This window comes from Arenimonas sp. (assembly GCF_036275555.1).
Taxonomy (GTDB): Bacteria; Pseudomonadota; Gammaproteobacteria; order Xanthomonadales; family Xanthomonadaceae; genus Arenimonas.
This window is the reverse complement of the sequence record NZ_DASUDO010000046.1, coordinates 1-12,866: the sequence shown is the minus strand read 5'-3', so window position 1 is coordinate 12,866 and position 12,866 is coordinate 1. Positions and strand designations below refer to the sequence as shown.

The following is a 12,866-nucleotide window of genomic DNA, read 5'->3' as shown; positions in this document are numbered from 1 at the left end:
GCCCGGCGGCCCGCGGATGGCCCCACGATTGCCCGCGAAAAGCCAGATATCCTTGCCATGCTTTGCCGAGGCCACCCGACCGGGCGTGGCATCGACCAGGGAGAGATCGACATGGCTGGCATCCTCGAGCAAGACCAATTGCGCCGGAACGGCGTGCGGGCGGTGGTGTGGGGCGGCGCGGCGGTGTTGCTGCTGCTGCCGCTGTTGGCGATGCAGTTCACCGACGAGGTGGACTGGAACGCCGGCGACTTCATCGTGATGGGCGTGATGCTGCTGGTGGCATGCACGGCCTACGAGGTCGCCGCTCGGATCGCCCGCACCAACGCCTACATGGTCGCCGCCGGGGTGGCCGTTGCCGCGGGCTTCCTGACCACCTGGGCGAACCTGGCCGTGGGAATCATCGGCAACGAGAACAACCCGGCCAATGACCTGTTCTTCTATGTGGTCGCATTCGCCCTCGTCGGCTCGCTGCTGGTGCTGCTTCGTCCGCGGCCGATGGCGTGGGTGATGGTGGCTACCGCCGCGGCACAGCTTGGCGTCTTCGCGTACGCGTGGCTGGCGGGGCTGGGCTTCGTGCCGGTATTCACCGTCGTGATGTGCGGGCTGTGGCTGGCCTCCGCGAATCTCTTCCGCCGCGCGGCGGGGCAAGCCTCGTCCTGAGCCGAGTCCGGAAACCGGGGCCGCTCCCGCGTCCGGATCTGGCGGCGCGCGCCGTTCTCCATGGCGGGCCCGAAGGCCCTGCCACCCCAACCCGTGCGCGCGATCCAGGTGAAAGCCATGAAGAAGCTCGTCCTAGCGTCGATCCTCCTGTTCCTGGCCGCCGGCACCCACCAGGTGGTGGCCTCCGTGCGGTTCACGCCTCCGCCCGGCGACACCTCGCTGCGGGACGTCGTCCACGACCTGGGCAGCAACGCAGAGGAACGGCAGCAGCTGCTGGACGCCATCACCGTGGCGAAGACCGAGCTGTTCGAGCGGCCCAATGCCGCAAAAGGGTGGAAGAACAACGTCGCCGGCGCGTACACCTTCTTCATCAGCAGCACGAGCCATGTCTGGACTGGCCAGGCGCCCGATGCCGCGGCGCAGGACGGGCTGTTCTCCCGACTGGGCGAGGCGATGGCCGCGGATCTCGCGGGGGTTTCCGACCGGGACAAGGCCGTGCTTTACAACACGATGATTGCCAGCGCCAGCTTGCCCTTGCTGCTGTACGTCGATGGCCAACAGTCCGGCAACCGGGAGCAGATGGAGCAGGCCCGGACCCTGGCGGGGGAATACAGCCGCGCGCTCCTGCAGTCCGAACCGCAGGCGCTGGTGGCGATGCTGTCGGGCGGCGCAGTTGACGCCCCGTCGGCCGCCCGGGCGGCGGCTCCGGCTCCGGCGCATTCCGCGCCCAAGGCCGCCGTTTCCGGCGGCCTCGATGGCCAGTGGGAGTGCATGGTGCTGTCGCCGCGGCTCGTGCCCGGGATGGGCGGCAACTCGATGATGATTTTCCAGCCGGTGCCGGGCGTCCGCTTCGAGATCGCCGGCAACCGCTACCGCACGACCGGCGGCGGCGGAACGGTGTCGCGGTCCGGTGACACGCTGCGATTCTCCGGCACCGACATGAACGGCATGGTGGCCAGCGTCAATGGCGACAGCCTGAAATTCGGCGAAGACCAGACCTGCAGCCGGCCCTGATTGGCACGGCTATCCGCCGCTGTCCACGCGATCGACCTTGGTGAAACCGCGCGGGAGCAGGTTGCCGCGGCTGGCGCGGGCGCCCTCGTAGGCCTGCAGGTCGCGCCAGCCCAGCACCAGCTTCTGGCGGCCCGAGTAGATGGTCAGCTCGCCGCCCTGCTTCACGCTGGCGACGGCGATGACCTTTTCCTCGCCGGACTTCAGCTTGGCCGGCGGGATCTGCACCAGCTTGTTGCCCTTGCCCTTGTCCAGTTCCGGCAGTTCGCTGATCGGGAAGGCGAGCAGGTGGCCGGCGCTGGTGATGCTGACGATCCAGTCGGTCTTCGCATCCGCCACCGGCACCGGCGGCAGGATCTCGGCGGCGTCGTCGGCGTTGATCAGGGCCTTGCCGGCCTTGTTGCGGCCAGTGAAGTTCTCGAACTTGGTGACGAAGCCATAGCCCCAGCTGGACGCCACGACATAGCGCGCCTCGTTGTCCGCCGCGGCCAGGCCGACGAAGCTGGCGCCCGCCGGCGGCGCGAAGCGGCCGCTGAGCGGCTCACCGTTGCCGCGCGCGCTGGGCAGCGTGTGCGCCAGCGTCGAATAGCTGCGGCCGGTGGAATCGAGGAAGGCCACCTGCTGGGTGCTGCGCCCGCGCACCGCCTGCAGCAGGCCGTCGCCGTCGCGGTAGCTCAGCGCGGCGGCCTCGACGTCGTGGCCCTTGGCGCTGCGGATCCAGCCCTTCTTCGACAGCACCACGGTCACCGGCTCGCTGGGCACCAGCTCGGTCTCGCTGATGGCCTGCGCGGCCTCGCGCTGCACCAGCGGCGAGCGGCGGGCGTCGCCGAACTTCTTGGCATCGGCCAGCAGCTCGTCCTTGACCTGCTTCTTGAGCTTGGCCTTGGACTCCAGGATGCCCTTGATCTTCTCGGCCTCCTTCGCCAGCTCGTCCTGCTCGCCGCGGATCTTCATTTCCTCCAGGCGCGCCAGCTGCTTGAGCTTGGTCTCGAGGATGTACTCGGCCTGCTCGTCGCTGAGGCCGAAGCGCGCCATCAGCACCGGCTTGGGCTCGTCCTCGGTGCGGATGATGCGGATGACTTCGTCGAGGTTGAGGAAGGCGACCAGCAGGCCTTCGAGCAGGTGCAGGCGGCGCTCGACGCGCTCGAGGCGGTGGCGCAGGCGGCGCGCCACGGTGTCGGTGCGGAACTGCAGCCACTCCGACAGGAAGGCCTTGAGGTTCTTGACCTGCGGCCGGCCGTCGAGGCCGATGATGTTGAAGTTGACCCGGAAGCTCTTCTCGAGGTCGGTGGTGGCGAACAGGTGGCCCATCAGCGCCTCGAAATCGACGCGGTTGCTGCGCGGCACCAGCACCAGGCGCACCGGGTTCTCGTGGTCGGACTCGTCGCGCAGGTCCTCGAGCCAGGGCAGCTTCTTGGCGCGCATCTGCATCGCCACCTGCTCCATGATCTTCGAGGGCGAGACCTGGTAGGGCAGCTGCGTGATGACGATGTTGGCGTTCTCGCGCGTCCACGTGGCGCGGGCGCGGACGCTGCCGTTGCCGGTCTCGTACATCTGCACGAGGTCGGCGGCGGGGGTGATGATCTCGGCCGCCGTGGGGTAGTCGGGACCGCGCACGTGCTCGCAGAGTTCGCGCACGCTGGCGTCGGGGTCGTCGAGCAGGCGGATCGCCGCGCTCACTACTTCATTGAGGTTGTGCGGCGGGATGTCGGTGGCCATGCCGACCGCGATGCCGGTGGTGCCGTTGAGCAGCAGGTGCGGCAGGCGCGCCGGCAGCCAGCTGGGTTCCTGCAGGGTGCCGTCGAAGTTGGGCACCCAGTCGGCGGTGCCTTGCGCCAGCTCGCCCAGCAGCACTTCGGCGATCGGCGTGAGCTTGGATTCGGTGTAGCGCATCGCCGCGAACGACTTCGGGTCGTCGGTGGAGCCAAAGTTGCCCTGGCCTTCGATCAGCGGGTAGCGGTAGGAGAACGGCTGCGCCATCAGCACCAGCGCCTCGTAGCAGGCGCTGTCGCCGTGCGGGTGGAACTTGCCGATCACGTCGCCGACGGTGCGCGCGCTCTTCTTGGGCTTGGCGGTGGCGCCCAGGCCCAGTTCGCTCATCGCGTAGATGATCCGGCGCTGCACAGGCTTCAGCCCGTCGCCCAGGAAGGGCAGGGCGCGGTCGAGCACCACGTACATCGAATAGTCGAGGTAGGCACGCTCGGCGTACTCGCGCAGCGGGATCTGTTCGAAGCCGTGGAAGGTGGGGCGGGCAGGCTCGCTCATGCGGGGGTCAGGCTCAAGGCGGTAACGATGGCGTCATTCTACCGGCCCGAGGGCCGGAGGATGACCCCCGATAGGCAAGGAGCAAACGTATGAGCTGGTTGGGAATTTTCCTGGTGGTGCTGGGCCTGGTGCTGGCCTGGAAGATCACCGCCTTCGTACTCCGGCTGGTCTTCGTCGGCATCATCCTGGTCGGCCTCTACCTGGCCGTGGGCCCGATGCTGGGCGCGGCCTAGCCCACCGGCGCGGGGGCCGGCGACGGCCCCGGTGCCGGTTGCTCCTGCTGCTGGAGGCGCCACATGCGGGCGTAGTGGCCGTTGGCGGCGAGCAGGGCGGCGTGGCCGCCGCGCTCGACCACGCGGCCCTGGTCGAGCACCAGGATCTCGTCGGCGTCCATCACCGTGGACAGGCGGTGGGCGATCACCAGGGTGGTGCGGCCGACGGCGATGCGGTCGAGTTCGTCCTGGATCGCCTGTTCGCTGGCGGAATCCAGGGCCGAGGTCGCCTCGTCGAAGATCAGGATGGCCGGGTTCTTGAGCAGGGCGCGGGCGATGGCCACGCGCTGCTTCTCGCCACCGCTGAGCTTGAGGCCGCGTTCGCCGACCTCGCTGTCGTAGCCGTCGGGCAGGGTCAGGATGAAGTCGTGGATGTGCGCCGAGCGCGCCGCGGCTTCGACCTCGGCGTCGCTGGCGTCGGGCCGCCCGTAGCGGATGTTGTAGCGGATGGTGTCGTTGAACAGCACGGTGTCCTGCGGGACGATGCCGATGGCGGCGCGCACGCTGTCCTGGCGCAGTTCGCGCAGGTCCTCGCCGTCGATGCGGATGGCGCCCGACTGGATTTCGTAGAAGCGGTACAGCAGGCGCGAGAGCGTGGACTTGCCGCTGCCCGAATGCCCCACCACCGCCAGCGTGCCGCCCGGGGGGATGGAGAAGCTGACGCCGTGCAGGATCTCGCGGCGGCCGTCGTAGCCGAAGCGCACGTCCTCGAACTCGACGCGCGGCTGGTGCGTCACCAGCGCGCGGGCGTCGGGGCGGTCGCGCACTTCCTGCGCCTCGTCCAGCAGCCCGAACAGGCGCTCGATGTTGGTGATCGCCTGCTTCACTTCCCGGTACACCATGCCCAGGAAGTTCAGCGGCGCCGACAGCTGCAGCAGGTAGGCATTGACCAGCACCAGGTCGCCGATGGTCATCGTGCCCGCGGCGACGCCCGCCGCGGCCCGCCACATCAGCGCCGTGATGCCGACCGCGACGATGGCGCTCTGGCCCAGGTTCAGCACCGCGAGCGACTTGAGGCTCTTCACCGAGGCCTCTTCCATCTGCACCAGGTGCTCGTCGTAGCGGCGCGCCTCGTGCTCCTCGTTGTTGAAGTACTTCACCGTCTCGTAGTTCAGCAGCGAATCCACGGCACGGGCGCTGGCGCGGGTGTCGGCCTCGACCGCGGCGCGGTAGAAGCGCGTGCGCCACTCGGTGACGCGGAAGGTCCAGGCCACGTACACGGCGATGGTGCCCAGCGTGATCGCGGCGAAGCCCCAGTCGTAGGCCCACACCAGCACCGCGGTCACCAGCGTGATCTCGAGCAGGGTCGGCAGGATGGTGTAGATGGTCCAGTCGAGCAGGTCGGAGATGGCGGTGCCGCCTCGCTCGACGTCGCGCGCCACGCCGCCGGTGCGGCGGTTGAGGTGGAAGCGCAGGCTCAGCGCGTGCAGGTGCCGGAACACGCGCAGCATCACCGTGCGCGAGCTGCGAGCCATCACGCGCGCGAAGACGATGCCGCGCAGCTCCGTGAACATCGTCACCGAGAGGCGCGCGGCGCCATAGGCCAGCAGCAGGCCGACCGGCAGCACCAGCAGGGAGGGTTCGACGTCCAGCCCGTCCACCAGCGCCTTGAGCACCAGCGGCACGCCGAGGTTGGCCAGCTTGGCGGCCACCAGGCAGGCCATCGCCAGCAGGATGCGGCCGAGGTAGGGCTTCAGGAACGGACCCAGTTCGCGCAGCACCGCCGCGAGGCTGCGTTCGGCGACGGGCGGGGCTTCGGGCGTGGCGTTCGGGGCGTGGGTCATGGCCGCTCGGATGGGGGTCGGGGCGCCCGGGTTCAAGCGGCGGGGTGGTCGGGCTTGTATGCTGGCACGGTTTTCCGCCCTGGTTTGCGATGATCCCCCATCTTTCCATTTCGCGCGCGCGGCTGGCCTTCATCCTGGGCGGCCTGGCGATGTTCGGCCCGTTCTCGATCGACACGGTGTTCCCGGCCTTTTTGGTGATGGCCGACGACCTGGGCGTGGGCAAGGTCGCGATGCAGCAGACCATCAGCGTGTACCTGATCGGCTACGCGGCGATGTCGCTGTTCCATGGCCCGATCTCGGATGCGATCGGGCGCAAGAAGGTGCTGCTGGCGGGCATCGTGGTGTTCACGCTGGCCTCGGTCGGCGCGGCGCTGGCCAACGACATGCCGACGATGCTGGTCTACCGCGCGCTGCAGGGACTGTCCGCCGGCGTCGGCCTGATCGTGGGGCGCGCGGTGGTGCGCGACTGCCTGCAGGGCGACGATGCGCAGCGGCTGATGAGCCAGATCTCTATGATCTTCGGCATCGCGCCGGCGATCGCGCCCGTGATCGGCGGCTGGATCCTCGGGTTCTCCAACTGGCACGGCATCTTCTGGTTCCTGGCCGGTTTTGGCGTGCTGCTGCTGGTGCTCACGGCCTGGGGCCTGCCCGAGAGCCATCCGCCGGAGCAACGCGTGCCGCTGCACCCGATGACGTTGGCGCGCGATTACGGCGGGATGCTGTCGAACCGCAGCTTCCGGCTGCTCACGCTGGCCGGCACGGCCAACTTCGGCGCGCTGTTCCTGTACATCGCCTCGGCGCCGGCCTTCGTGATGGACCTGCTGGGCCTGGGCGAGCAGGACTTCGTCTGGTTCTTCGCACCCACCATCGGCGGCATGATGCTGGGCGCCTTCGCCAGCGGCCGCGCGGCCGGCCGCATCAGCGGGCGCCGGCTGGTGGAGTGGGGCTTCCTGTGCTGCGGCGTGGCCGCGGCCTACAACATCGGCTACAACGCGCTCACCGAGGCCCCCACGCTGCCCTGGGCGGTGCTGCCGACGGCGCTGGGCGCGTTCGGCATCGCGCTGGTGTTTCCGATCGTCACCCTGTCGATCCTCGACATGTACCCGCGCCAGCGCGGCAGCGCGTCCTCGATGCAGGCCTTCGTCGGCCTGCTCTCGAACGCCGCCATCGCGGGCCTGCTCTCGCCCCTGGTCAGCCACAGCGGCCTGGCGCTCGCCCTCACCGCCGCCACCTTCACCGCCGTCGCCTACGCCCTCTGGCGCTGGTACCTCGCCCACGGCGCCCGGCTGGCTTCGGGTGGGGGCTCTTGAGAGCTTTTTTGACGCGGATTTACGCGGATAAACGCGGATAGAGCAGAGGCTGGGTTTGGTCTGCGTGGGCTGCCAGGACAGGCGAAAGCCCACTCCAATCGCTTTTGCCTTATCCGCGTTTATCCGCGTAAATCCGCGTCCAAGCGCTCTTCAGTCCACCTGCAAGCGGTAGGCGGCGCGGAGGAGTTCGTGGAAGTGGTGGACGGCGTTTTCGCGCAGGGGGTTCAGGCGGCCGGGGACGTAGGAGCCGGAGGCGAGGCCGCGCTGGACGTGCTCGCAGATCTCGATGTCCTCGTCCTGCACCTGGTGCGCGAAGTCGTGGTCGGCCTGGTGCCGCGCCGCCACGTCGTCGCCCGCGGCGTAGTAGTAGTCGAACTCGACGATGCAGCGGTCCGCGCCCAGCGGCAGCACGCGGTTGGTCTGCAGCCGGCCCGGCAGCAGGTTGAGCATCGTGTTCGGATAGATGAAGTAGTAGACCGCGTCGCCGTCGCCGTACAGGCCGGCGTCGCTGGCCAGCGGGCTGTACTGGTAGGAGAACCAGTCGCCGCACTCGGTGACGTACTGCCGGTAGTCGAGCAGGCTGTTGAGGCCCGGGTGGATGTGCGGGACGTGGTAGCCCTCGAGGTAGTTGTCGCAGTAGATCTTCCAGTTGCAGGCCACTTCGTAGCGGAAGCGCTTGTGGAAGACGTAGCCCTTCGGCGACAGGCCGCGCAGCGGGCCGTCCAGGCCGCGGCTGAAGTCCCCGAACGACACCGCGCCGTCGCCGGCGACGAACACCAGGCCCTGCCAGGTGTCGATTCGCAGCTCCGGCAGGCGCACGTCGGACACGTTGAAGTCCTCGGTGGCCTGCATCTCGGGCGCGCTGCGCAGCACGCCGTCGAGCGTATAGGTCCAGCCGTGGTACTTGCAGCGCAGCACCTTGGCGCCCTTGCCGTCGCAGGTGGCCAGCGGCCCGGCGCGGTGCCGGCAGACGTTGTGGAAGGCGCGCAGCCGGCCTTCGGTGTCGCGGATCACGACCACCGGGATGCCGCCGACGTCGGTGACCAGGTGGTCGCCGGCGTTGGCGAGCGCGGTCTCATGCCCGACCAATTGCCAGCTGCGGGCGAACACCGCCTCGCGGTCGCGCTGCACCATGCCTTCGCCGGTGTAGAACGCCGCGTCGAGCGAGAGCGCGTGCGACAGGGGCTGGGGGGCGAGGGTGGCGGGGATCGGTGGATTCATGGGTGGCTCAATGCATCCTGGGAAATGTGGGGGGCTCCCGCCCCGAACCTGGCGCCCAAGGTAGGAGGGCCTTCAGGCCCGAAGCTTTTCCGCGAAGAGCTTCGGGCCTGAAGGCCCTCCTACGGGGAGCGGTGTCGCCGGGCCCGTGGGTCCGGCGACGGGTTCAGCGGATCAGGGCTTGGCGGCGTCCCAGCCGCAGGTCTTGCCTTCGTTCTGTTCCTTGAGCCAGGCCTGCAGCGGCGCGAAGTACTCCAGCACCGCGGAAGCGTCCATCTGCTCGCCGCCGGTCAGCTCCTTCAGCGTTTGCTGCCAGGGCTGGCTGGCGCCGCGCTGCATCATCGCCCAGTAGCGCTTGCCCGCTTCCGGGTTGTTGGCGAAGGAGCAGGTGTACAGCGGGCCGGTGTGGCCGGACGCGTCGCACAGCGACTTGTAGAACTGGAACTGCAGGATGTGCGACAGGAAGTAGCGCGTGTACGGCGTGTTGCCCGGCACGTGGTACTTGGCGCCGGCGTCGAAGAACTCCTCGCCGCGCGGGCCGCCGGCCGGGGCCACGCCCTGGTACTTCGCCTTCAGCTCCCACCAGGCCGCGTTGTAGCGGTCCGGCGTGATCGAACCGTCGAACACGCCCCAGCGCCACTGGTCGATCATCAGGCCGAAGGGCAGGAAGGCGACCTTGGCCAGCGCCATGCGCATCTGCGAATTGATCACCGCCTCCTCGCTCACCGCCGGCTTGTCCACCAGGCCGATCGAGGCCAGGTAGTCCGGGGTCATCGACAGCACGATGGTGTCGCCGATGGCTTCGTGGAAGCCGTCGTGCGCGCCGGTCTGGAACACCGGCGGCTGGTCCTTGTAGGCCAGGTAGTAATAGATGTGGCCGAGCTCGTGGTAGATCGTGGTCAGCTCTTCCTCGGTCGGCTTGATGCACATCTTCATGCGCACGTCGGAGGCATCCGAGTTCATCTGCCAGGCGCTGGCGTGGCAGACCACGTCGCGGTCGCGCGGCTGGGTCAGCATCGACTTGGCGTAGAAGCTCTCCGGCAGCGCCGGCATGCCCAGCCCGGTGTAGAAGCTCTCGGCCAGCTTGGTCATGCGGGTGGCCATCTCGTGGTCGGCCTTGCGCTCGAGCTCGACCTGCTGCGACGCGGTCAGCTTGCCCATGCCGCCGGCATCGGCGACCAGGTTGGCCAGGATCGCGTCACGCTGCTTCTGCAGCGCGCTGTTGATGTCCAGGCTGCCCACGCCCTGGTAGGGCTCGAGCAGCGGCCACAGGCCACCCCAGTCCTGCTGCCACAGGTTGCCGGTGAGGTGGGCCGGGATCATGCCGTCCACCGAACCCTGCTCGCCGTACTTGGACACCAGCTTCTCGCGGGTGTAGCACTGCAGCTGCTCGTACAGCGGCTGCACCTGGCCCCAGAGGCGGTCGGCCTCGGCCTTGAACGCGTCGGCCGGCATGTCGTAGCCGGCGCGCCAGACGTCGCCGGTGTTGGCGAAGCCCATTTCCTTGGCGCCTTCATTGGTCAGCTCGACGAAGCGCTGGTAGTCCTTGCGCATCGGCTGGGCGATGGTGTGCCAGCCTTCCCACGCGGCCTTCATCTCGTCGTAGCTGCTGCCCTCGGTGTCGGCGAGGATCTCGCTGACCTGGCCGATGTCCTTGCAGTCGTCGCCCACGCACCACTTGCCGGCGCCGTAGGTGGCGCCCAGGCGGCTGGCGATGTCGGTGAGTTCCTTGAGCTGGGCCGGGTCGCGCGGGGCCGGCATCGAGGCGCTGACCTTGAGCAGGTGCAGGGCACGCGCGGTGGCCGGCGTCAGGCCCGCGGGGTCGTAGGTCTTGGCTTGTTCGACGAACTCGTTGTTCTTGGCCAGCCAGCGCTCGTTCGCCGCGGCCTCGAGGCGCTGGCTGTCTTCGCTGATGTAGGTCGCGCCGAGCCACGCGGCGGAGGTCATCTCCGGCGTCATGTCCTTGACGGTCTTGTTCACGCGCGCCACGAAGGCGTCGGCGTCCTCGCTGCCGGCGGCGGTGCTGCCGGCCTGGCCGGGAGCGGACGCGTCGGTGTCGGTCTTGGAGCAGCCGGCGGCGAACAGCAGGCTGGTGGAGATGGCGAGCGCCAGCAGGGCGCGTTGGGATTTCACGGGAAAGGCTCCGGGTTCGGCTGCAATCGCAGGGTGCCGGAAGGCTAGTCCCCCGACCGGCCCCTCCGCAAGCCGCCGATTCCTGTAGGAGGGACTTCAGTCCCGAAGCTTCTCGCCCAAAAGCTTCGGGACTGAAGTCCCTCCTACAGGGGGGGCGCCGGGCAGGAGGCCGCGGGTGGCGAGGAAGGCGCGGGCGTCCTCGGCGTCGTGCTCGAACCAGGCGCGGGCCGAGCCTAGGCGGAAGCTGTAGCCCCAGGCGTCCATGTCGGCCATCAGGCGGTCGCGGCCGACGCCGGGCAAGTGGTCGGCCAGCAGGATCTGCAGGCAGCAGGCGGCGTCTTCCTCGGGCACCGAATCGGTGGCGTCGGTGTGCACCGCGGCGCGGCGCTCGGGGGGCATCACCAGCAGGTGGCAGGCCTCGTGCAGCAGCGAATGCACCGGCGTGTCGCTGCGGGCGTGGACCGTGCTTCCGATCAGCCCGGCTTCGCACTCGCCCCAGTAGCTGCCGGGGATGGGCTCGCCGTCGGGCACGCGGGCCAGCGCCAGACCGTGCCGCGCCAGCAGCGCCGCGGGCGCCTCGAAGCCGACGTCGGCCAGCGTCAGCACCGGCGCCGCGTCGGCGCCGGATGTGGAAACGGCACCGGCGGGCGCCGGTGCCGTCGTGTCGTCGCCCGCCATCGCGATCAGCCGTTGGCGGCGGGCGCGGCCTTGTCGGGCAGCGCGACCGAGATGTCGAGCAGCTCGTTGTCGCCGTCCTTGTGCAGGCCGACCTTCACCGCGTCGGAGTCGACGTTGATGTACTTGCGGATCACTTCCAGCAGCTCGCGCTGCAGCAGCGGCAGGTAGTCGGGCGCGCCGCGCATCGAGCGCTCCTGCTGGATCAGGATCTGCAGGCGGTTCTTGGCGACGTTGGCGGTGTTCTTGTTGCGCTGGGTGAGGAAATCAAGGATGCCCATGGCTCAACCCCCGAACATCTTCGAGAAGAAACCCTTCTTCTCGACGGTGGTGAAGCGCATCGGGCGGTTCTCGCCGAGGATGCGGGCGACGGCGTCGGTGTAGGCCTGGCCCGCGGGCGAGGTCTCGTCGAGGATCACGGGCACGCCGGCGTTGGAGCTCTGCAGCACCTCGGGCGATTCCGGGATCACGCCGACCACGTCCAGGCCGAGGATTTCCTGCACGTCGCCGATCGACAGCATGTCGCCGGCCTCCACGCGCTTGGGGCTGTAGCGGGTCAGCAGCAGGTGCTCCTGCACGCGCTCGCCCTTCTCGGCCTTGCGGGTCTTGGAGGCCAGCAGGCCCAGGATGCGGTCGGAGTCGCGCACCGAGGACACTTCCGGGTTCACCACCACCACGGCGCGGTCGGCGAAGTACATCGCCAGGAAGGCGCCCTTCTCGATGCCGGCGGGGGAGTCGCAGACGATGAAGTCGAAGCCCTCGTCGGCCAGGGCCTTGAGCACCTTCTCGACGCCTTCCATGGTCAGCGCGTCCTTGTCGCGGGTCTGCGACGCGGCCAGCACGAACAGGTTCTCGAAGCGCTTGTCCTTGATCAGGGCCTGCTTGAGGTTGGCCTCGTCGTTGACGACGTTGACGAAGTCGTACACCACGCGGCGCTCGCAGCCCATGATCAGGTCGAGGTTGCGCAGGCCGACGTCGAAGTCGATGACGGCGGTCTTCTTGCCGGCGCGGGCGAGGCCCATCGCGATGCTGGCCGAGGTGGTCGTCTTGCCGACGCCGCCCTTGCCCGAGGTGACTACGAGGATTTCCGCCAAGGTCGTTTCTCCGTCTTTGTGTGGCCGTCAGGCCAGCGGCTGGATTTGCAGGATGTCGTTCTTGTCGAGCCAGATCTGCACGGGCTTGCCGTGCAGGTCCTTCGGCACGTCGTCGAGCACTTTGTACTGCCCGGCGATGGCCACGAGCTCGGCGTGGAATTCGCGGCAGAAGATTCGGGCGCCGGTGAAGCCGGAGGCGCCGGCGAGGGCGCGGCCGCGCAGCGCGCCATAGACATGGATGGAGCCGTCCGCCACCACCTCGGCGCCGGCGCCGATCGGGGCGAGCACGGTGAGGTCGCGGTTCGCGGCGAACACCTGTTGGCCGGAACGGACGGGCAGGGCGTGGACGAGGCCCGGTTCGGACTCGGCCATCGGGGCCGGGGGTGTCGGCGCGGGATCACGCGGCGCACTGGGGCGCTCGGCGGCGCGCGGTTCCGGGACCGG

General features: G+C 69.0%; 12 protein-coding genes. 4 read left to right on the top strand and 8 right to left on the bottom strand.

Annotated elements, in window-relative coordinates; translation table 11 throughout:
• The first annotated feature begins 111 nt into the window (after positions 1-111).
• Together VFV21_RS12225 and VFV21_RS12220 are read left to right on the top strand one after the other, a co-directional pair.
• Positions 112-660 carry a hypothetical protein gene (locus VFV21_RS12225; protein ID WP_329669699.1) on the top strand — a complete coding sequence of 183 codons (549 nt, stop codon included), beginning with the start codon at positions 112-114 and terminating at the stop codon, positions 658-660.
• 117 nt (positions 661-777) lie between these two features.
• Entirely contained in the window at positions 778-1,674 is an 897-nt protein-coding gene (locus VFV21_RS12220; RefSeq protein ID WP_329669698.1) for a DUF6683 family protein, read from the top strand.
• A 9-nt stretch (positions 1,675-1,683) separates the two neighbouring features.
• On the opposite strand, the gene parC is transcribed toward VFV21_RS12220, so the two are convergent.
• The gene (gene parC, locus VFV21_RS12215) at positions 1,684-3,936 is read right to left on the bottom strand and encodes a DNA topoisomerase IV subunit A (RefSeq protein WP_329669697.1); all 2,253 of its coding nucleotides are present in this window, start codon (positions 3,934-3,936) and stop codon (positions 1,684-1,686) included.
• Between the two features lie 89 nt (positions 3,937-4,025).
• On the opposite strand from parC, the gene VFV21_RS12210 reads away from it, so the two are divergent.
• Positions 4,026-4,169 carry a hypothetical protein gene (locus VFV21_RS12210; RefSeq protein ID WP_329669696.1) on the top strand — a complete coding sequence of 48 codons (144 nt, stop codon included), beginning with the start codon at positions 4,026-4,028 and terminating at the stop codon, positions 4,167-4,169.
• Here VFV21_RS12210 and VFV21_RS12205 read toward each other — a convergent pair.
• Positions 4,166-5,992, bottom strand: a complete 1,827-nt coding sequence (locus tag VFV21_RS12205) for an ABC transporter ATP-binding protein/permease (RefSeq protein ID WP_329669695.1) — start codon at positions 5,990-5,992, stop codon at positions 4,166-4,168. The two genes, VFV21_RS12210 and VFV21_RS12205, sit on opposite strands and share 4 nt — an antisense overlap.
• A gap of 89 nt (positions 5,993-6,081) precedes the next feature.
• Between VFV21_RS12205 and VFV21_RS12200 the strand changes: the two genes are divergently transcribed.
• Positions 6,082-7,302, top strand: coding sequence for a multidrug effflux MFS transporter (locus tag VFV21_RS12200; protein WP_329669694.1), 1,221 nt, complete (start codon positions 6,082-6,084; stop codon positions 7,300-7,302).
• Positions 7,303-7,452: 150 nt separating this feature from the next.
• Here the strand turns inward: VFV21_RS12200 and VFV21_RS12195 are convergent, their stop codons facing one another.
• The 6 genes from VFV21_RS12195 to minC all read right to left on the bottom strand — a co-directional run.
• Positions 7,453-8,523 carry an aromatic ring-hydroxylating dioxygenase subunit alpha gene (locus VFV21_RS12195; RefSeq protein WP_329669693.1) on the bottom strand — a complete coding sequence of 357 codons (1,071 nt, stop codon included), beginning with the start codon at positions 8,521-8,523 and terminating at the stop codon, positions 7,453-7,455.
• A gap of 171 nt (positions 8,524-8,694) precedes the next feature.
• Positions 8,695-10,653 (bottom strand): M2 family metallopeptidase, encoded by a 1,959-nt coding sequence (locus VFV21_RS12190; RefSeq protein ID WP_414638578.1) that lies wholly within the window; start codon positions 10,651-10,653, stop codon positions 8,695-8,697.
• Positions 10,654-10,749: 96 nt separating this feature from the next.
• On the bottom strand, positions 10,750-11,331 hold the full coding sequence (locus VFV21_RS12185; RefSeq protein WP_329669692.1) for a hypothetical protein: 582 nt from the start codon (positions 11,329-11,331) through the stop codon (positions 10,750-10,752).
• A gap of 5 nt (positions 11,332-11,336) precedes the next feature.
• On the bottom strand, positions 11,337-11,609 hold the full coding sequence (gene minE / locus VFV21_RS12180; protein ID WP_329669691.1) for a cell division topological specificity factor MinE: 273 nt from the start codon (positions 11,607-11,609) through the stop codon (positions 11,337-11,339).
• Positions 11,610-11,612: 3 nt separating this feature from the next.
• Positions 11,613-12,422: a septum site-determining protein MinD gene (gene minD, locus VFV21_RS12175; protein ID WP_329669690.1), complete on the bottom strand. Its 810-nt coding sequence runs from the start codon at positions 12,420-12,422 to the stop codon at positions 11,613-11,615.
• Between the two features lie 27 nt (positions 12,423-12,449).
• Positions 12,450-12,866 (bottom strand): septum site-determining protein MinC (minC, locus tag VFV21_RS12170; RefSeq protein WP_329669689.1); only part of this gene is annotated, 417 nt, incomplete at its 5' end.

Coding starts and splice junctions, on each gene's coding strand:
- VFV21_RS12185 (WP_329669692.1), bottom strand. CDS start 11,331: ATGGCGGGCGACGACACGACGGCACCGGCGCCCGCCGGTGCCGTTTCC.
- VFV21_RS12220 (WP_329669698.1), top strand. CDS start 778: ATGAAGAAGCTCGTCCTAGCGTCGATCCTCCTGTTCCTGGCCGCCGGC.
- VFV21_RS12210 (WP_329669696.1), top strand. CDS start 4,026: ATGAGCTGGTTGGGAATTTTCCTGGTGGTGCTGGGCCTGGTGCTGGCC.
- minE (WP_329669691.1), bottom strand. CDS start 11,609: ATGGGCATCCTTGATTTCCTCACCCAGCGCAACAAGAACACCGCCAAC.
- VFV21_RS12195 (WP_329669693.1), bottom strand. CDS start 8,523: ATGAATCCACCGATCCCCGCCACCCTCGCCCCCCAGCCCCTGTCGCAC.
- parC (WP_329669697.1), bottom strand. CDS start 3,936: ATGAGCGAGCCTGCCCGCCCCACCTTCCACGGCTTCGAACAGATCCCG.
- VFV21_RS12205 (WP_329669695.1), bottom strand. CDS start 5,992: ATGACCCACGCCCCGAACGCCACGCCCGAAGCCCCGCCCGTCGCCGAA.
- VFV21_RS12200 (WP_329669694.1), top strand. CDS start 6,082: ATGATCCCCCATCTTTCCATTTCGCGCGCGCGGCTGGCCTTCATCCTG.
- VFV21_RS12225 (WP_329669699.1), top strand. CDS start 112: ATGGCTGGCATCCTCGAGCAAGACCAATTGCGCCGGAACGGCGTGCGG.